This window comes from Thermoplasma sp. Kam2015, from assembly GCF_003205235.1.
Lineage (GTDB): Archaea > Thermoplasmatota > Thermoplasmata > Thermoplasmatales > Thermoplasmataceae > Thermoplasma.
In genome coordinates, this window is record NZ_QJSM01000044.1 from 52,161 (window position 1) to 71,614 (window position 19,454).

21 protein-coding genes are annotated in these 19,454 nt (G+C 42.6%); 11 read left to right on the top strand and 10 right to left on the bottom strand.

All coding sequences use genetic code 11. The features are described 5' to 3' along the window. Nucleotides 1–92: 92 nt before the first annotated feature. Both DMB44_RS08855 and DMB44_RS08860 read left to right on the top strand, forming a co-directional pair. Nucleotides 93–515 (top strand): hypothetical protein, encoded by a 423-nt coding sequence (locus tag DMB44_RS08855; RefSeq protein WP_110642859.1) that lies wholly within the window; start codon nucleotides 93–95, stop codon nucleotides 513–515. 536 nt (nucleotides 516–1,051) lie between these two features. Beyond that, entirely contained in the window at nucleotides 1,052–1,447 is a 396-nt protein-coding gene (locus DMB44_RS08860) for a hypothetical protein (RefSeq protein ID WP_110642861.1), read from the top strand. Nucleotides 1,448–1,614: 167 nt separating this feature from the next. On the opposite strand, the gene DMB44_RS08865 is transcribed toward DMB44_RS08860, so the two are convergent. The 3 genes from DMB44_RS08865 to DMB44_RS08875 all read right to left on the bottom strand — a co-directional run bounded on the left by DMB44_RS08865 (nucleotide 1,615) and on the right by DMB44_RS08875 (nucleotide 4,951). Then, entirely contained in the window at nucleotides 1,615–2,148 is a 534-nt protein-coding gene (locus tag DMB44_RS08865) for a Type 1 glutamine amidotransferase-like domain-containing protein (RefSeq protein WP_161952126.1), read from the bottom strand. Between the two features lie 1,739 nt (nucleotides 2,149–3,887). After that, entirely contained in the window at nucleotides 3,888–4,391 is a 504-nt protein-coding gene (locus DMB44_RS08870; protein ID WP_110642866.1) for a hypothetical protein, read from the bottom strand. Nucleotides 4,392–4,660: 269 nt separating this feature from the next. Then, a complete protein-coding gene (locus tag DMB44_RS08875) occupies nucleotides 4,661–4,951 on the bottom strand; it encodes a hypothetical protein (protein WP_153280211.1) in 291 nt (96 codons plus the stop codon). Between the two features lie 277 nt (nucleotides 4,952–5,228). On the opposite strand from DMB44_RS08875, the gene DMB44_RS09355 reads away from it, so the two are divergent. From DMB44_RS09355 to DMB44_RS09510, 3 genes are all read left to right on the top strand, one after another. After that, entirely contained in the window at nucleotides 5,229–5,372 is a 144-nt protein-coding gene (locus tag DMB44_RS09355) for a hypothetical protein (protein ID WP_153280212.1), read from the top strand. Between the two features lie 30 nt (nucleotides 5,373–5,402). After that, nucleotides 5,403–5,609: a hypothetical protein gene (locus DMB44_RS08880; RefSeq protein WP_110642871.1), complete on the top strand. Its 207-nt coding sequence runs from the start codon at nucleotides 5,403–5,405 to the stop codon at nucleotides 5,607–5,609. Nucleotides 5,610–6,213: 604 nt separating this feature from the next. Further along, a complete protein-coding gene (locus DMB44_RS09510; RefSeq protein ID WP_201796962.1) occupies nucleotides 6,214–6,897 on the top strand; it encodes a J domain-containing protein in 684 nt (227 codons plus the stop codon). A gap of 840 nt (nucleotides 6,898–7,737) precedes the next feature. On the opposite strand, the gene DMB44_RS08900 is transcribed toward DMB44_RS09510, so the two are convergent. Together DMB44_RS08900 and DMB44_RS08905 are read right to left on the bottom strand one after the other, a co-directional pair. Continuing rightward, entirely contained in the window at nucleotides 7,738–8,274 is a 537-nt protein-coding gene (locus tag DMB44_RS08900) for a hypothetical protein (protein WP_110642877.1), read from the bottom strand. After that, nucleotides 8,271–8,801, bottom strand: coding sequence for a hypothetical protein (locus DMB44_RS08905; RefSeq protein ID WP_153280213.1), 531 nt, complete (start codon nucleotides 8,799–8,801; stop codon nucleotides 8,271–8,273). Before DMB44_RS08905 ends, DMB44_RS08900 begins: the two co-directional genes overlap by 4 nt. Before the next feature lie 331 nt (nucleotides 8,802–9,132). On the opposite strand from DMB44_RS08905, the gene DMB44_RS08910 reads away from it, so the two are divergent. Beyond that, the gene (locus DMB44_RS08910; protein WP_110642881.1) at nucleotides 9,133–10,227 is read left to right on the top strand and encodes an acyl-CoA dehydrogenase family protein; all 1,095 of its coding nucleotides are present in this window, start codon (nucleotides 9,133–9,135) and stop codon (nucleotides 10,225–10,227) included. A 180-nt stretch (nucleotides 10,228–10,407) separates the two neighbouring features. On the opposite strand, the gene DMB44_RS08915 is transcribed toward DMB44_RS08910, so the two are convergent. From DMB44_RS08915 to DMB44_RS08925, 3 genes are all read right to left on the bottom strand, one after another. After that, nucleotides 10,408–11,025: a hypothetical protein gene (locus DMB44_RS08915; protein ID WP_110642883.1), complete on the bottom strand. Its 618-nt coding sequence runs from the start codon at nucleotides 11,023–11,025 to the stop codon at nucleotides 10,408–10,410. A gap of 76 nt (nucleotides 11,026–11,101) precedes the next feature. After that, nucleotides 11,102–12,427, bottom strand: a complete 1,326-nt coding sequence (locus tag DMB44_RS08920) for an alkaline phosphatase family protein (RefSeq protein WP_110642885.1) — start codon at nucleotides 12,425–12,427, stop codon at nucleotides 11,102–11,104. 179 nt (nucleotides 12,428–12,606) lie between these two features. After that, nucleotides 12,607–13,359, bottom strand: a complete 753-nt coding sequence (locus DMB44_RS08925) for an exodeoxyribonuclease III (RefSeq protein WP_110642887.1) — start codon at nucleotides 13,357–13,359, stop codon at nucleotides 12,607–12,609. Between the two features lie 91 nt (nucleotides 13,360–13,450). Between DMB44_RS08925 and DMB44_RS08930 the strand changes: the two genes are divergently transcribed. After that, entirely contained in the window at nucleotides 13,451–13,807 is a 357-nt protein-coding gene (locus DMB44_RS08930) for a hypothetical protein (protein WP_201796963.1), read from the top strand. A 73-nt stretch (nucleotides 13,808–13,880) separates the two neighbouring features. Here DMB44_RS08930 and DMB44_RS08935 read toward each other — a convergent pair whose 3' ends face one another. Together DMB44_RS08935 and glyA are read right to left on the bottom strand one after the other, a co-directional pair. Next, nucleotides 13,881–15,452: an AMP-binding protein gene (locus DMB44_RS08935; protein ID WP_110642889.1), complete on the bottom strand. Its 1,572-nt coding sequence runs from the start codon at nucleotides 15,450–15,452 to the stop codon at nucleotides 13,881–13,883. 286 nt (nucleotides 15,453–15,738) lie between these two features. Further along, nucleotides 15,739–17,019: a serine hydroxymethyltransferase gene (glyA, locus tag DMB44_RS08940; protein WP_110642890.1), complete on the bottom strand. Its 1,281-nt coding sequence runs from the start codon at nucleotides 17,017–17,019 to the stop codon at nucleotides 15,739–15,741. A 251-nt stretch (nucleotides 17,020–17,270) separates the two neighbouring features. Here glyA and DMB44_RS08945 point away from each other — a divergent pair, with 251 nt between their 5' ends. From DMB44_RS08945 to DMB44_RS08960, 4 genes are read left to right on the top strand one after another with little or no spacing between them, the layout of a single operon-like run. After that, entirely contained in the window at nucleotides 17,271–17,498 is a 228-nt protein-coding gene (locus DMB44_RS08945) for an ATPase (protein ID WP_010900427.1), read from the top strand. Between the two features lie 5 nt (nucleotides 17,499–17,503). Further along, on the top strand, nucleotides 17,504–18,061 hold the full coding sequence (locus DMB44_RS08950; RefSeq protein WP_110642892.1) for a V-type ATP synthase subunit E: 558 nt from the start codon (nucleotides 17,504–17,506) through the stop codon (nucleotides 18,059–18,061). A gap of 1 nt (nucleotide 18,062) precedes the next feature. Further along, nucleotides 18,063–19,133: a V-type ATP synthase subunit C gene (locus tag DMB44_RS08955; RefSeq protein ID WP_110642895.1), complete on the top strand. Its 1,071-nt coding sequence runs from the start codon at nucleotides 18,063–18,065 to the stop codon at nucleotides 19,131–19,133. After that, nucleotides 19,133–19,447: a V-type ATP synthase subunit F gene (locus tag DMB44_RS08960; RefSeq protein ID WP_110642897.1), complete on the top strand. Its 315-nt coding sequence runs from the start codon at nucleotides 19,133–19,135 to the stop codon at nucleotides 19,445–19,447. Before DMB44_RS08955 ends, DMB44_RS08960 begins: the two co-directional genes overlap by 1 nt. Nucleotides 19,448–19,454: the final 7 nt, after the last annotated feature.

A 19,454-nucleotide genomic window follows, 5' to 3' on the forward strand; every position in this document is an offset into this window, starting at 1 on the left:
GGGCACATTATTCTCTCCTGCGGAGTGCAATTTAGGGGAGGGGGCTTAGAGGGCCTAGATAATTTTAATAATAAATGATACATAGCTAGAACATGTCAGATAACTTGAACAATTCCAAAATCGGAAGAAACCAGCTTGTATCAAACGAAGGACTCTACTATGTATGCTACCAGCTCAGCAAGAGGGGGTGGAATGCTATGCCTACTTCCAGAAATGCAAGGGGAATAGATGTTTTGATCTATAACAGAGAAGGCACAAAAATGCACACAATTCAGGTAAAAGCACTTTCTGACAGAAGCCCGGCGCCGTTTGGAAGCAAACTTGACAATCTGATAGCAGAATATGTTTTCATAGTAAACAATCTCTCAAAGGAACCTAATCTTTATATCGTGGATACGCAAACAGCAAGGGGGTTGATTCATGAAGGAGAAAAAAACGGGAAGAAAAGTTATTGGTTTCAGCCAAACGATTATGAAAAATTCAAAGACAACTGGAGTATAATAGGCGAGAGCTGACTTGGTATTCGCTTAAAACATTAATCAAATCCCGATCCACAAAGCAGATAAAATTATTATAATACCATCAGATACATTCAATAACAAACAATATCAGGTTTTAATTATGAAACGTTTGGAGTTCGGTATCTGCAAAAATTGCGGGCACCAAGTGGTTAAATATAATTCAAAGTGTTTTCATCACATCACACGAAGTAAGCTTTTGGGGTATCCGCACTGGCCTGCAGGTCACGTAATCACTCTAGACTGCAAATATAAAGATTGCAAATGTAATAATCCTGAACTGGATCAGAATATGCCTTTTAAAATCAAGATGGTATATCTGGGAAAAAGAACTAATCCATAAAATATTCAATTCTTATTTGTGGTCAAAATAATATTTATTCAATTCATATCGGCAGTCAGGAGCTAGAAATTGCAGGAGAGGGCAAGTGGTATATAGGATAACAGAAAATTAAAGTGGTGAAAATATAAGAACAATCTGGAAGGAGGTAAAGAGAGAACAGAAAGATGGCATTATTTGAAAGGTGTGAAAAATGAATAGTAAAGTTTTCAAATCTTTAATTTTTTACATAATAGGTGTGATGTCCCTTTACGTCTCTGTTCTGATGTCCCAATATTTCAAATACAAAGGAGATTTTGTTTATGCCATGCCCTTAATTTTTCCAATTGTATTTGCCTTCGTTTTCTTCAGTATATCAGTTCTCTTTATCATGGATAGAAAATATCCATGGTTTTTTAGAACCGGAATTATGAGCCTTGTCAGCGGTATAACACTTTTTATTTTCGGTATGATATCATTTCAGTTCAAGGTGAATTCCATCATATGGGCTGGATCTCTTGGAATTAGTGTTTTATTTATTCTATTAGCCATAGTCAGATTAATTATTCAGAGAGGATTAACTGCATATAAAAGGCAAAAAAACCAGTAGATATGTCTAAAGAATTAGTATTCGCTTAAAACATTGATCAAACCCCGACCGGTCCATTGTGAATTCCAATTCTCTCATATTCCATCCACAACTTTTCCTTCTGCCTGCTGCTTACCTAACTTCTTGATTTCTGATATACGAGCATAGAAAAGCGTTACTGGATTTGATTATTTTTCATTTGTTACTGCGACCCACATATTTTCAGGAATATTGACATTTATAGCATCTTTCGTTTCTGCAACATGACCTGCATTGAGCTTGTAATGAACGGAAACATAGAAATCAACGAGACCGAAACCCGTGTAGAATTTTCCGTCTCCCCACCCTCCCTTTGAAAGTACAATTGCCCCGGCAGAATTACCGATTATTATCCCCGAGAATTCAAGTAACCTGTCCTGCAAAGCCCTCTGTTTTAATTCGCGATATAGGACCTCAGTGTCTCCACCTGGAAGATAAATGGTGTCTACTTCAGAGAATTTTCGTTGCATTTCATTTTCAGGATCGTTTTTGGCCAGAAACAATACCTTTTCAAACCCGCAGTGTGAAAAATAGTCACGGAGCATTCTGGAATATTCGGCTTCCTTCTCAAGAGAATCCGAAGTCCATGGTATAACCAGGATTTTCCCTGAACTTGATAACTTCCTCACTTCTTTGAAGAGGGTTTCGTTGGTCCTGCGTTTAACGTCCTCGCCTCCCTGCATGATTATGATTTGGGTAGTCATATACCTGTTAAGAGAGTAAGATTTTAAAAATCTGTGGTTTTAAATATTCGCTTAAAACATTAAACAAATCCCGACCGGTCCACTGATAGCAATCGAATTAGTTTATCTTGTTAATGAATTACGATATGATAGTATATAAACTTCTGTTGCAGTAATCGATTATGGTGATTTCATTTGATGCTAGAATAAGAAATAAGACTGCCACAAAACCAATTTTACGTTCAAAGCGCTCAGATGTATTCCATAAAGATGTTTCCGAATTCATAACTGGAGTCACGCCATAGCCTGCAGTTATCAACTATAGTGCCTTTTTATGCTGATTTGATATTATCATTAGCAACGGCTCTGATAATCGAATGGAAATGCATTTTGAACTACCTTCTTCCTATAAGCTTTGCCTGCGAAGGTGACGGCCATAAACACATTAATAGAAGCAGTCATAATTAAGTCATATTGAAATTCAAGACTATTTAAAGGTATCATCATTATTTAATTTTTAATGTCTTCAATGATAAATTACCAGAGATCGATGACCTCAAAAAAACTCCTTGCTTGGATATATCTTTAAAATTTTTTTCTCTGACTGGGTGGTATCTTTTCACAGCTTGCCTCCTCTGATCGATTTCAGTCCATTCATGGCATTTGCGTGCATCTAATAAGGCTTAAATTTTCTCTTTGCCCATCGTTAAATTCTTGATGTGCGTCCATCTATACCTTTTTGCGCTTGAGGCTTTCTTTATCCATGCCTATCTGATTCATTATGCATTGTTCTGCGACCACATCATCACTTTAATTTTTCTTAACCACAGACGATACATGTTCCAAGGATGATCATGGATGTTTGCCAGTCCATCCTTATCAGGAGATCCAGGGCCTTTATCAAAGGAGTTATTCTGATCGAAGACGGCCATGCTGAGCTATGATCACTTTAAATAAACTGAATAAGTGTATGGTGCCGGAAGGCTAGCAAAATCGAATACTAATATTCATTTTTAGTATATTTATGATTATATGTAAATGATTAATGGAAGAGACCTAAGAAAGCAATTCTAAAGCCAAACGATCGAAAATATATCCCTGACCTCAGACATGACTTTGCAGTTTCTGCAAAGTCTTCTCTGACCATGATCGACTGTTTTCGATCGAAAAATCCCATGTATAGTAGGGATATAAAGTAGGGATATTAAAAAATATATCCCTCCAATATCCCTCATATATCCTATTGAAAATACGGCTTCCGCAATAAATGGTGTGGTAACGCAGGGATATTTAGGGATATATTCCAATATCCCTCATTTATCCCCTTGAAAATACGGCATCAGCATTAAAAAAGTATGGTAACTTGGGGATATTCAGGGATATATTTCAATATCCCCAATATATCCCCTTGAAAATACTGCGTCTGTATTAAAAAGTATTGTAATTTAGGGATATATTCCAATATCCCCAAATTGATGCAATTTCGTCGCCAGATCACGCATTACCAAAGGGATAAATGCAATCAATAATTTATATCCCTCATTTATCCCCTTGAAAATACGGCTTCCGCGATGAAAGGTATGGTATCTAAGGATCTATCTTGTTACCATACCATTTATCCCATTGAAAAAAGGGCTTCGGAAGAAAAAATATCGTTTATCCCATTGATAATAGGGCTCGGGCATTGAAATTATCATTCATATGATCGATAAATGTATGCCTTGTATCGATTGAACTGTTCACGGCCTCAACACTGAGTATGTTGATAGAAAGAGCTTCAGATACACGTTGTATCCCCTGAACCTGTTCCTGTAATTGCCCCAAACCGAAGTTGACCAAAATGGGCCATAGAATATGATATCTCTCAACACAGGGCAACCCTCTGCATAGTTCAGAGCCTTATCCATGATGGTATTTACGGGATAATGGAATGGTAAGCGTTCCAGCGCCCACAGATCCGATTTGGGATAGAAAAGGAAGACGAGCAACGTCCTATGGCATCCACCTTTCCCATCTCCAGGGATCACGGCTATCTCCTCCGCCGATCGATTATCTGATCCAGCAGATCTGGATGCGCTTGCATCACCGAGTATCTTCTCGTATATGCGATCGAGTATATTGCTGTCGAATAGGCGGCGCCAGTAATCGTCGCCATCCAAACCTCTGAAGAATTCATCGATGTAATCGTCCATACTATCGAGTATACCCATGACGTTCCTGACGGTTGCGGAAGCCCTTACCATAAGATAGAATCGATCAAGTTTATTAAAAATTGTTGAATTCGATCCTTTCTTTAGCTCTTATTTCATAATATTCTCGATAGATCCGATGAGGAGACATAATAGGACAGGAAACATCGGCATTGAAATGATGGCTTACAAAATATTCGGATCTCTGAGTTCCTAAAGAAATTAGATCCGATCCACTACATATTTCCGGATCGGTTTTTACAATCCTGTTTCCAATGTTTAAATTTTTTCTACTGATGTCATTTTATTCCTTGAAGTAATTATTATCCAATGATAAAGAGTATAATCAGGAAGCTTCTTAAAGCTCCCTGTGGGAATGTATCATCTATTACACGTGTGGATGAATACTCAAAGAGGTTGAATCTGCTTGAGCATGCATCACTCATTGTGGAGTATGCCATGCTCAAGGAAGATCTTACAGGCATATCTATGGACAACCATGTGAGCGAATCCCAGAGTCGAAGCTTGATATTGGGAGACCGCATCAAGCCTTTGTAGAGATATTCTACGAGCTCGTATACCCTTATGCGATGGCTCACAACTATAACATCCATGGGTGATTCCTCACCGTCATCTGGATCGGTTTGACATTCATGCGCACTATGATAAACGGATCCGGAAAATACAGGAGGCAGAAGACGGGGAATGGTATAAAGCTGCATGAAGCAACTATTCCTTTTTCCATCCACACTACCTATTGAAGCACTCATGGCTCCTGCGAACCTAAATGATTCTCCAGAATTTGAAGAAATGATAGAAGGCATGGATCCGAATATCCTCAATCAATAGGTTTTAACATTCGATCTGGGCTATTACGATCTCGGAAGGTTCATGAAGCTCGAGTATAGCGGGATAAGATTCGTGACGGGGATGAAGAGGAATGCGAAGTATGGGGTGATCAAGGCTTATGCCCATTCCAGGATCGTTGAGTTCCGCAACGGCCTCCAGTTCAGGCTCGTAACTATGGTGATCTAAGGGGAGCAGAAGGATTATCTAATAGACATCATGAACCTTTCTGATCTCTACATCCAATGGATATATCCACAGAGATGGAATATAGAGATAAGGGCAATCAACGGCGTCCTTGTACAGATATTCTCCGCACTGATTGCATACATTCTGTTGCTGATGATGCAATCGATTCTTCGCTATGCCATGACTGTTCCGAAGATAATAAGACCAATAAGGCATGGAATGCCGCTGCCGGTGTAGCATGATAACAGGATAGTCATTTTATTATCAAAGGTGTAACAATAATAGGACGTCCGGTTCCCCCTCTAAGGGAGAGACCATTACCTCGCTTTATAAGAGCATATTATGATTCGTATCGTCGAAATTATGTTTTCGCATGTGATTTTCAATATGAAAAACTCGACTTTATGATTCTTTAGGCCTGCTGTTAATATTCGAGATCAAAAGAATTGAAGAATTCCATCAGAAATTCTAGTAAGAAAAACATAAATATACTAAACTCATTTGTACAAAATATGATAAATGTTTTTGCGTTCATTTTTTTTCGATGTTCTTTTCCTCATGCTCTTCATGATTATAGCCATTGTATATCTTGTATTGAATTCAACCGGATCTGAAATGACTGCAAGGAGAATATTTTCTTATTCCTACATCGTACTGGGGCTGTTGGGCCTGACCTTAAATGCAATCATGCTACCGTTTATCTCCTACTTCTTTATTTTTTACGTTTACATGACTGTACCGGTCTTCATGATCATCTACGCGGTGATGATCTACCTTGGTTTCCGAGTCCTAAGACATAGCCAGAAAAAGATATATATAAATTATTAGATGGATAATAAACATGGATCCCATACCTTTTTCTCTATTTCCCAAGGCTGAACTGAACCTATTCAGCAAGAGGGGTGAAATAGATTTCAGGTACAGGATAGACGATATAGCCGCCAATAGTATCGAGCTCTACATATACTCATACTTCGTAACCCCATCCTCTAGAAACGGCAAATCGTGGATCGTATCTGGAGCTTCAGTTGGAGGTTTCCCAACTGTTTATGAGAAGAGGCTGCGCATCCATGAAATAGACTGGAAATTCAGAAGATCCGCAGAAGGGGAGATAGACCTGCTCCTCATTTATATATCTGGAAATGGTAGCATGGCGCGTTCAGAGCTCGTTAGCGATCCAAGGGTCAGAAATGAGGATATAATAACTGCTGTGAAGCCCCTCGTAGCCGCAGCCAGGCGCTTCGGAATGCCAAAAGATGGAGCTCAGATATCCTACGTCTATTCTGAGTTCGAGAAGACTGATGGCGAGAAGAAGCTCAATATGCCTGATGATGAAAGATATTTCAGAGTGTTGGGCCTGCTGCCGACATCAAACATAGGTCTCATCACGGCGGCATACCGGGAGCTAGCAAAGCAGTACCATCCAGATGTGGCTGGCGGAATCAGCGAGGAAAGAATGAAGGAGATCAATGAAGCATACGAACATGTGATATCAAAGTTAAGAAACAAAAATAATACCCGTTGATCTTTATATGTCGCTACCATAACGGTATATCGTATATATTGCCCGAAAAACCTTCAATCTGTTGCAATTTGACCGCGTCATGCCTTAGGATCATGGATAGGTGACCTTAGGAAATAAAAAAATATAGAATACGATCCTTTTTTAAAACGTAAAGATAGGAACATTACCTTTTCACGGTCTGCCAATGAGGTTCAATTGCCTCGGCGCCCCTCAGTCTGAGCGGCCTAGTCATACTTGTCAGGGGCTATGAGAAAATACATCGAGCGTTATTGTCCTTTCCATCATCATCGATCATTCCTTCCTGTTATGACCGCATCCTAGATGCTCTCGAATGGCTGAAGGGCTATGGTTCTGACGCCACTCGACAGGCATCCCATGGGCCTTATCTCCTACAGGGAGAATCGGATCATTCCGTCAAGGTTGGCCTGGACGAGCAGATCGCTATCGCCTTCATGCTCCTTCAGTGTCCTGATCCAGCCTTGTTCCACCGTGGCCTCTTCATGGCCCTTTACCGTTTTGGGGCGTATATGGATAAATATAACTATGAGAAATAAGACCTATTGCCTCATCATCCTCTATTTTTAGATATCAGTGGATATAAGTTAATCACTTAATTTAACCCTATATTCATTTCTTATTTCTAAACATTAATGAGCAAAATTTGTATATCATGTATAATTACAACAATCATAAATTTACAGCTCTGCCTGATCCTTAAAATGGCCAATTGGACGCTATTTCGATGTTATAATGTAAAGTTATTATTTTTAACGTTCTGATGAATAAATTTTTTAACATCAAAATTCCTCACATTATATTCTTATAATCAGCATGATAATTTTAAGAGAAAACAACAATGTAGGCCATCAAGCTGATCATTATGATCTGCAAAACAAGCTGCACAGAAGCTGTGATGGAAATGAGCCACAGCTTTCTAGATATCAGCCCCTTGCTGGACTCATCATGACCATATATGAAAAACGCGTTGGGAAGAATAAGAACATAACTCAAGATGATCAGTATTGCCGATAGGATCAAGATAACCATGAAAAATAGATCCATAGAAAATATTCCCTCTCTCACTGCCAAAGCGTATCCAGCAACGGGTACGATAACAGAGACTGCAGGTATGAAGAACATGGTCATAGGCAACAATCTTTTACCTATGTGGTATCTTATGTCTTCATCCATGCCGGAAATCACAATGAAAAATATGAAGCCTAGGAACGCGTCGGTTCCAGTCCAGATGGCGGCTAGGAGCACATGCACATAATCAAGCATCAATATTCCGGGAAGACCCAGACCCATTAAAAGACCGATCGCCGGAATAACAACTGAAATAGATCCAGCCTTCAAAACATCCGCATTATGTTTCATATCGAGACACCCGTGGCAAAATGAGCCATCAGCATTATAATGGCCATCTGAAATACTACCTGAAGCAAAGAGAGCTTGAGATTAAACATTGTCAATCTTACGATTTTCTCTTGATTCTTTGCACCATGAAGAATTTCATCGTACACCCTCAATTCATTTGGCAAAAATATTCCGATGCCTTGAATGAAAAGCACCGCAGCTATGATCAGCGCCGCTATCATATATGATGATGAAAATGGAATTGAAAGATCCATTGCGAGATACACACCGGCCGTTATAGTTACTGCGGCAATGGATGGCATGAAGAACAGCATCGTAGGCGTCAGTCTCATGGAGATCCTAGTTCTCTGTATGTTATTCAGGCCCTTCATCACATATGCGAAGAAAAGACCAAGCACTAGATCCATGCCGGTCCATATAGATCCAGCTAAAACATGAAAATATTCGAGTGTGTAGAAATTTCTGAAGAGAAGTATTATTAAAAGGAGGATAGGAGGAATGATAAGCATTGGCAATCCTCTCTTCATCGAAGCCCCTAAACTGAATCTATTGTCAAGAAAAATGGAAAATGGTTCTGCCGTGCTGATATTGCTCATATGGTCCTAAGCTGTTCATATTGATATTTTTATTGTAGCATTGATTTTTAAGTAGTCTCGTTCTACCGCATGTTCATTTCTATTCAAAAGGCACTACACAGTACCGAAATGATGCTAACAGACGCTGTGCAGCAATCTTCATGCCATTCGAACTAAAAACATAAAACAAAAATCACAAATATGATAATAATTCATATTAAAGAAAAATAATAAATACGTACTTGCAATTACTCAATAATAATGATTTAAAAGTGATGAAAGTATGATGTGCCTATCAGAGGAACAGCAGATCCTCAGGGGAAGTATCAGAGATTTTGTGAAAAGATACGTGATCCCCAAGGAGAAGGATATAAGAAATGGCGATTTCCCAAGGGAAATATTCAAGAATCTGGGTAAGAATGGCTTCTTCAACGTAATGATACCGGGCTTCGGCGTTCAGGACAGCTATTCATACTCCCTTATAACCGAAGAAATAGCATCAGAATCGCCTTCGCTGGCCTGGATCTATGTGACGCATGTCGCAGCTGCCTATGCGTTATCCAAGCTGGGAAGTGAAGAACAGAGATCAGAATACGTTGAAAAGATGGCAGATGGCAGCCTCATATCTACCATAGCCATAACCGAATCCGCATCTGGTGCAACAGCCGCTGCAGTTCAATCCAGAGCCGAAAAGGAAGGTGATTATTGGAGGATCAGCGGATCGAAGACATTCATAACCATGGCAACGGAAGCTGACGTTTTTCTTATCATGGCACGCTCGGGCAAGGATAAACCGGCCTTCACGGACTTCCTGATCAGGAGCGATGATGAAGGCTTTTCCAGATCTTCGTCCCTGTATGGAAGTGGACTTCCCGGCATTGGCTGGGGAGAAATAAACTTTGAAAATATGAGGATCGGACCGGAACGCGTGCTTGGAAATGAAGGTGAGGGAATAAAGATAATACCAACCATTGCCAAGGTTTTCACAATAGGCGCAGCGTCCATATCGCTGGGCATAATGGACGCCATAAACGCCCGCGTCATGGAACACATCAAGGAGAGAAAGATAAATGGATCCGCGCTCATTTCATTCCAGTCTGTTCAGGACAAATTCATGCATATGTATGCAGACGCACAGGCAGCCAGTGCGCTGATATACAGGGCCGTAATAAACGAGGATATCAAACTCTCATATGCAGCAAAGTTGTTTGCCAGCGAGAGAGCCATAGAGAACGCAGTAGTTGCCTCGAAACTGTTCGGTGCCAATGGTTACGATAGATCCGTGGGAATTCCGAAATACGTTGACGATGCACTTGCCGTACCACTTCACTTCATAAACAATGACATACTGATCGGCCTCTTCACAAACTCGCTATAAGGCTGTAGATCAGTATCATGACTGTCTAACATTACAATTTTCTATTTTTGATCATACAAATTCATGAGGATCATCGAAAATCTCATGGCCGTCTTATTTGAATCCCGATATAGTCTGGAAAGTAATATTGCATACTATTAACCTAGTGAGGAAAATATACAATATCATAGCTGTATAATTTCATCTGTTAATTTCTTTAATATCGTGCGCATGGGTTCCTATCAAGTTCGTTATAAAGATCAATGCAGCAAGGGCAATGGAAACGTATGCAAGCACGGAGAGCTGAACGGCTAGGTTTGTCTGCCCACTCTTCTCATATAATACAGCCACAGCAACCACCTCAAGTAGGAAAAGAGTTGAAACGATTATCGGCATCGAAATGCCTCTGCCTCTCCTAGTGAGGGATCTTCCAGACAGATACCGTGATATCAATGCAAGCGGGGAGGTGACGAGAAAACTTACCATGCCCAGAAATGCATAATCAAGTACCATGTGCAGGTCATATATGATGAGGAATGCCAGGATGACTCCAAACAGTGCTATGGAAAAGCTGAAAAGTGTGCTCTTATTCATTAGATAATATCCCGCTATGGAGAAGATGAATGCACCCGGTATCAGTCCCTCCAGCAGTGGCACAAGCTGCCTGGGATCTCCTATCAGGTATATTATGTTGAATGCATAGGCTATAGCCAGAATGGTGAAACCAGCATATATAGAAAATGCAATTATATAGAGTGCTTGTTCAATGCCTTCTGTTCCTTTCGTATACCTCACCTCCCATCCAGAATAGCACGGCACCAACCACAGCGATTATGATAAAGTAGGCCGGACTGTAGTAAAACGGCGTATAGGAAATATCATGCTCTATGAAGATTCAATAATGCAGGGACGAAAGAGTAACGTTGGAGGCGCCTTCCCTGGGGTATGGAAGCACGCCATAGCTGTACTGGGGTACAAATGGAAACGTCCCAGAAAAATTATAATCGATCACCTTTGGATCGATTGACAAATGCAAATTTGGCGGGAGGTGTTGTTCACTCTGGAGATCTATGGGTGGTCTGGCTACGCAGCCATTCTTATATGGCATGCTGAAATCGAACATGTCAAGCGGTATTTTTGATAGAGACACGAACTTGTTCAGTGCTGGAATTTCCCAATTATAATCGATAAATGCGATTATCGATGTGTGTGTCATAACGGTGTTGGAAACGTAATCCTCCTTGGCAAATGGCGATACCAGTATCATTGGAAGGCGCATTCCTAGCTGCACGCCATCCATCATCGGAGGATCGACCTGGTCATAGAAGCCGCCCGGATCATCATATGTGATGAAGATGGCCGTTGAGTTCCATGACGGACTTTCCTCTATCTCGTTGATCAGGTAAGCCAGCCATATCTCCCCCTTTTCAACGTTGCTGGGCGGTGCCTGGCTGAATCCAGGCGGGCCCTCTGAGAAAACGTAACTGACCGCAGGCAGCGAGTTGTTTTGCGCCTCCGATATTAGATCAGACCAGCTCAGCAGATGTCCGGAATATTGATTCCAGTTTGAAATGTAATGCTGCATGTTATCAAAGTTTCCTGTTGTATTGTTCTGTACATATATATTCCAGCTTATTCCGTAGTGAGACAGTTCTCCGAATATTGTCTCGCTCATTGGAAATGATGGGGGCGGGCCATAATCATTTATCACTGGGGAAAATCCCGCTATGTAATACAGCGTATTGGGTGCACTTTCTGAGAGCTGCGGGGCAAAGTATCGATCGGCTATCGCGTACTCCGATGCTATGGACCATTCAAGGCCAAGCTGATATGATGTGTAATATTCCATCGACTGTGGACCGCTTCCATTTACGAAGTTGTTCATCTTTCCATGATTCCAGTCAAGATGGTAGGCGGTGTATCCCTCCACTGGATCTGGAGTTGAGTAAACGCCATTGGGCACGGCCCTCAATTGGGAAAGGTGTCCCGTACCAATCAGGTTCTCCGGCACCGTCATGCTTCTGATCATGCTCTCGTTCCATGAGGCATTGTCATAGGGATATATGCCGAAGAAATTGTCGAATGTATGATTCTCGAACAGTACAGCTATTACATGCTTGATGGGCGTTCTGGTCTGAGAAGATGCCTGCGCACTCACTGCAGGTGATATCAGAGTGATCAAGAATAACGATATGATCAAAATGACGACGGCTCTGCGCATTGATATAGATTAAGAATAATATTTATTTAAATATTTTTGAAAACAAATATGCCTCGTATGCCAGAGGTGCGATCGATTGATGCAAAATGATGCCGATCATTGAGAATAGCGAGGTATCTCGCAAGACTGAGGTCATATTCAGAATACATCATCGATATTAAAAAATATTAAAAATGCGTTCAGAGATCCACTTCCAGCGTCACCGGCGCGTGATCGGATCCGGTTACATTTTCCAGGATCTCTGCCTTTTTGACCCTGTCCTTTATATCATCGCTCACGACGAAATAGTCTATTCGCCATCCTATATTCTTTGCTCTGGCGTTGAACCTGTAGGACCACCATGAGTAATGCCCGCCTTCCTTGACGAAGATCCTGTATGTATCGACGTATCCGCTGCTCAGGAACTTCGTCATCCAGTCCCTCTCCTGCCTTGTGAATCCGGCATTGTTCTCGTTGTCCTTTGGTCTGGCTATATCTATCTCCTCATGGGCCACATTGAAATCACCGCATATGATCAGCGGCTTTTTCTTTCTCAGTTCATTTGCGTATTCGAGAAATTTTTCATCAAATTCAAGCTTCAGATCCAGTCTGGTGAGGCCATGCTGGGAGTTTGGGAAATAAACGTTGATGAAATAGAATTTTTCAAATTCTAGGTTCAGTATTCTGCCCTCCTCGTTCTCGAAACCATATGAAACTCCTAGTGGTTTCTCCTTCACGAGGCTCATGGTCCCGCTGTATCCCTTCTTCTTTGCCGGATTGTTGTAAAGGAAATAGCCAAGATGGTACATCTCTTCAGGAACGTTCGTGCTGTCGGCCTTCGTCTCCTGCAGGGCGATTCCAAAATAATCGTCACCTGTGAAGACAGACGCAGCACCATTTTTAACTGCGGCTCTGAGGCCGTTCACATTCCATGACAAAAATTTGTAAAGCATATTGACACTGTATCACGATCGCAGGGCATTTAAAAATTTTTTACGCGAAAAATTAACAATTACTTTAAATTGATATTGCCTATCATTAGCTATGAAAATAGCAGCCGTAGTTGATGAAGAAAATAATCTGCAGCCACTGGATATGGGGAGTTCCATAATTCTGTTCGATGATGCCTCAAAGGAGATGAAGGAATACGAAAATCCAGGTTTCGCAAACCCGAGGGGCGGTAAGGAGATAGCCATGAGCGTTATACTGAGGCTCAAGCCAGATGCCATACTTGTGAGAGAGGGCTTTCTGTGCCCGGGATCGTACGGCATGTCAAGGGGCAGGATCAAATACATACCAGCTGAATCCGAGGATCTGCCTGAGAACCTTAAGAGCATCAGCAAGCTCAAGGATAAAGCCGTAGACGAGCTTGATTTTTCCTTCTTCAGGGAGAACGAGTAATTAAAATGGACATAATCCGCCTCAAAGGCGGAATCTTAAACATTTATCTGTATGATAAAATTATTTTCGGTTTTCAGTCCACATAGAATTCGAATCCCATGGATTTTTCCTCATTACGGGATCCGGATCCCCTATATTTCTCCAGCTCGATCTTCCTGAGCTCCTTTCTTATTATCTTTCCGCTTATCGTCTTCGGCAGATCGCTGACAAACTCTATCTTCTTTGGCCTTGCATGGGGACCGACAAGGTTCCTCACATGCATGCTGAGTTCTCTGGCAAGATCCTCAGACGGGCTGTAACCTGATTTCAGAACAACGAAGGCCTTCACCAGATCTCCACGTATCTCGTCAGGCGTTCCAACCACTGCAGATTCGGCCACCGCCGGATGCCTCAGAAGTGCTGATTCAACCTCGAATGGACCTATTCTGTAGTCAGATGACTTTATCACGTCATCGGATCTGGATACGAACCACACGTATCCATCATCGTCCATATAACCCATATCGCCTGTATAGTACAGGCCGTTTCTGAAGCGTTCTGCGGTCAGCGATGGGTCGTTCATGTATGATACGAACAGACCCTCAGGCCTTCTGCTCACATCTACTGCAATGTATCCCGCGGTATTGGGAGGCAGGCGATTGCCGGATTCATCCACTATCAGTATCCTGTATGGATCGAGTGGCTTGCCCATGGATCCGGGCTTTATTCTCTGGTTCTCAAGATTGCCAACCATGAGGGTGGATTCGGATTGACCGTAGCCATCCTTTACCGTCACGCCGAGAGTGTTCCTTATACGATCGATTATCTCCGGATTCAGCGGTTCTCCAGCTGAAGCCGCTTTTCTCAATTTGAGCCTTCTCGACGTCAGATCCTGAAGCAGGAACATGCGCCACACGGTGGGTGGAGCGCATATGCTTGTTATGGAGAATTTTTCCATTGCGTTTAGAGCGTTCTCTGGATCGAACTTCCTGTATTTCATGTTGAATACGGTCGACCCTGCTATCATGGGCGAATAGTACGATGACCATCCCCATTTGGCCCACCCTGGACTGCTTATGTTCCAGTGGGTATCGTGCGCCTTGAGATCCAGCCACTTAGCGGTTGTTTTGTGACCCATTGGATAGGAGTTGTTGTGCAGTACCATCTTTGGATTTCCCTCTGTTCCAGATGTGAAGAATATGACATGATCCGCCGAGGGATCATCGAAGAACCTGGTGAATGTTTCCGGGTATTCCTCCAGTTCTCTTGATAAGTTTCCATCTTCCAGGTTTATCACCCTGTCTCCGTACTGTTTGAGCCGCTCACATGATCCGTTGTCGGCCAGTATGACCTTCGGGTGAAGGTGATCGACCCTGTACTGTATCTGTGCGTCAGGCAGGATCGATGCTGTAGGCGCATATACGGCCCCTAGGGCTATTGAAGCCGTCACCCCATGGTATATTTCGAGCGAGTTCTCCATCATTATCATTATCCTGTTCCCTGGCCTGACCTTCAGATCGTAGAGATAATTTGCAAGCCTGTATGATTTCTTGAGGAACATTCCATATGTTTCGCTCTTGGAGTTTAGATCGCTATCAGCTACTATGAGGGCAGTTTTTCTCTTATCATTCTTTTCTATCACATCTCTAACAAAGTTGAAGCCCATGACATGAAAAATCATAGTTTATATATAACATTTTTCTATTATTGATTTGTATTACTTTAAATTTATATACATCTTCATCAGAATATGCATTCGCATATTTCACAGATGTATGCTTCAAGGTATGATGCCATCAGCTATGACGCCATCGCACATCATAAAAATTGAAGATTATGATTCTGTTAAATATATCAATATATATGTCTTAATTCGGAAAAATCGCGTCTCGAAAATGATCAAACCATGGGAAAAATGATCATGGATCCGGATCTTCCTCGATCAAGCGCCTTCAGATCAGTTTTATATAGGAATATCCGTCCATCTTTCCATAACAGTATTTGACCTCTCTGAATCCAGATTTTAGCTGTTTCACGTCCTGCCTGATTCTGTCCGGATCCTCATGCTTTATTATGGCTCTGGTTATGAACGACGCTATCTCCTTCATTTCGGATTTTCCCATACCGACGCGTGTTGCCTCCTGCACTCCAATCCTGATGCCGCTTGGGTTCTGTGATTTCTTGTTGTCATCCCATGGAAGCAGGTTCTTATTGAGTATTATACCGCATTTTTCAAGGGTTTCCGCCACATACTTTCCTCCGCCGTTTCCGCTGACGTCCACCGCCATCGTGTGCGATTCCGTGAAACCCCTTTTCTCGGCAAGCACCTTGAATCCGCTTGCATAGAGCTCCTCCGCAAGCGTCTTGGCGTTCGCTATGATATCTTCTGCGTATTTCCTTCCAAATTCCAGCTCCTCAGCTGCCGTTATGCCAAGAGCTGCCATCGCGTTGAGGTGGTGGTTGCTCAGTACTCCAGGAAATACTGCCCGCCTGACAGCTTTCCAAGTGTCTTCGTCCGTGTTGCCCAGTACGACGCCGTGCTGTGGGCCGGGGAACGTCTTGTGCGTGCTCCCAGTCATTATATCTGCCCCTTCCCTGAGCGGATCCTGGAATTTACCGCCCGCTATAAGGCCGAGAACATGTGCGCCGTCGTACCAAACCTTGCATCCTGCTTCTCTGAATGCATCAGACATCTCCTTGAGCGGTACCGGGAACATGAAGACAGACTGGCCGAAAAGGCACACCTTTGGCTTCTCCTTAATTATCATCTTTGAGGCTTCGTCTGGATCTATGGTCATAGTATCACTATCATAGGGATAGTTTATGGTGCGGACAGAACGCATACCAAGAATTCCGAATTCGGCAGCGCTTATATGCCCACCTCCAGACAGTGCGGGCGCGGCAACAAGATCGCCTGGGTTTGCCAGTGCATATATGGCGGCTGAATTTGCATTGGTCCCGGATATTGGCCTCGGATCGGTCTGGCTCGTCCTGAAAAGCTTTGAAAGAAGTTCGTTTGTTCTGTCCTCTATTAGATCGACGTAGTAGTTTCCCTGATAGTACCTATGATGGGGCAATCCCTCGGCATACCTGGATTCCAGATCGCTGATCATTACCTCCTTCGCCAGCGGGCTCATTATATTTTCAGAGGCTATCAGAGCGATGCCGTCTCCGAACATGTCGCTGTGCTTCATCGCCATTTCTCTTATGTACTGGGCATCTTCATATGACATAATCTCAGATCGCTGAGAGGTTAAATACACTTTTTATCGGTGATAAAGAATGTAAGCATTTGTCAGTGCAAATTAATAATCGTGTTATTTAAATAATTAGCATGAATGCGACATTTCATTTATATACTGAGATAACAGATCGGAAATAACAATTTTTTCTTGTATTTTCTATACAGATTAATGATTCCGGCGACGAATATACAAATGGTTACTTTTATATATGCTCCGAAAATGACCGATTGGGTGTATTAATGGTAACTACAGTGGATGCTCTCTTAGCTATTGCGGCTTCTATCTCAATAGCCGGTGGCCTGATAGGTACTGGTATGGCTCAGCAGGGAATTGGAGCCGCAGGTATGGGTATAATCGCAGAAAAGCCTGAAAAATTCGGTCAGGTACTGTTCTTCTTCGTCATACCTGAGACACTCTGGGTTATAGGACTTGCCCTAGGTATCATACTGCTGCTACATATAATCTGATCTCCATGTCCCTTGAAGAAGTGCTGAATGATATAGAACGCGATAAGGAAGAGAGGAAGAAGCAGATAGCGGATGCTGCGTCTCAGGAAACCGCAAAGATAGAGCGGGAGAGGGAAGAGAAAATACAGGCCCTGCAGACGGAATATGAGAACAGAATGAGGGAGGAAGGCGATAGATTATACAGCTCAATCATAGACAGGGCCAACGTCGAGGCAAGGAACACCATACGGATGAGGGTTCAGGAGATACTGGATCAGTACGCTGCCAAGGCCGATGAATGGATAAAGAACCTTCCACAGTCTAAGGAATACGCGGACATACTGAAGAAGATGATCGATGTTTCCATAAAATCCCTTGGTCAGGACTGCGTGATCAGGGCCAATAAAGCAGATCGCGATAAGATTCCAGGCAAGAATGTGGATTTTGGAGACGTGGATCCGTTCGGCGGCATTCTTGCCACGACGAAGGATGGCAGGGTCGAACTCGATCTCAGATTATCGAAGATAGAGAATGATATCCTGGAACGGCTCAAGGTACGGCTATATTCCATGATAGAGGATTGAAATGGATTCCACCTACATAGGATCTTTTGGGAGGCTAAAGGTTTATGAGACAGAGTTCTTCAGCCGCCAGCAGATAGACCAGATGCTCTCCATGTCTGATCCGAAGGATGTGTCCGCTTTCCTCTATAATGGACCGTACCGAGAAGATTTCGACAGCCTTTCCGCCATCTTCAAAGATCCGGAATTGACGGAGATGGCTGTGAACAGGCACATGGTCAGGAACAATAGGATAGCTCTTTTCTCCGTGCCTCCACTTGCAAAGAATGCGATCACGGCCTACCTGAGCAAGTGGGATATAGAAAATATAAAGACCGTCATCTCCGCAAAATTCCTTGGCCATGGGATAAGGGACGCTGAACCCTTCCTCATAAGCTTCCGCGATGTTCCTCTTGGCATAATGACCGGGACACTCACGAATGAAGATTACAGGAACATGATAAACCTGTCAAACATCGAGGCAATACTCAACTATCTGGCCAGATTCGGATATGGAACATACATGATGCAGTTCCTTGAAGATTACAGGAAAACCGGAGACATATCGCCCATGCTGTATTCTCTTGACAGGTACTACTACATGAACCTGATTTCTTCGCTGAAATATTATCGCGGCGATGAGGGGCCTGTGCTGAATTATGTGAGATCCGAGATAGACAGGCAGAACATAGTCACGATGCTCAAGGGTAAGGTCCTGAAGATACCCTTTGAGAGGATGACATCCGGCATCATGGAGGGTGGAAATATCAGTACGGGGAAGCTTCGTGAGATATACTCCTCGCAGGACGTAATATCCGTGGTAGATTCTCTGAAGCCGTATTATGACCTTGAACCCCAGAAGAAGGAGTATCAGGAGTCCAACGATCTTTATCATTTCGATATTGCCCTGAGAAACATAATTGCAAAGCGCTACATGGATACCATGTCCATGCTTCCGCTGTCGCTTGACAGCATCTTCTATTTCATCCTGAAGAGCGAGTTTGAAAGGCACAACGTGAGAACCATATATCTCTCAAAGGTCAACGGCATGCCAAGGGAGATAGCGGAAAAACTGCTCATAACGGAGATGGTGTGATGGAGAGCTGCATAACTGTTCTGGGCGAAAGGGATATTGTCCTTGGCTTCAGGCTCCTTGGAATCCAGCACACGATAATAGCTGAGGGCAAGGACCTCCTCAAGAAATTTCTTGAGATCTTTGAAAATCCAACATGCAATATAATAATAGTTTCTGAAAATGTAAAGAATATGCTCGATAAGAGAACGCTCAGGAATGTTGAAATTTCATCAAAGCCTCTCGTCGTCTTCATACCTCTTCCCGGCGTGAAGGAGGAGGAGACCATAGAGGAGATGGCGAAGAGGATCCTCGGTATAGATATAGGAAATGTTTGAGGTGAAT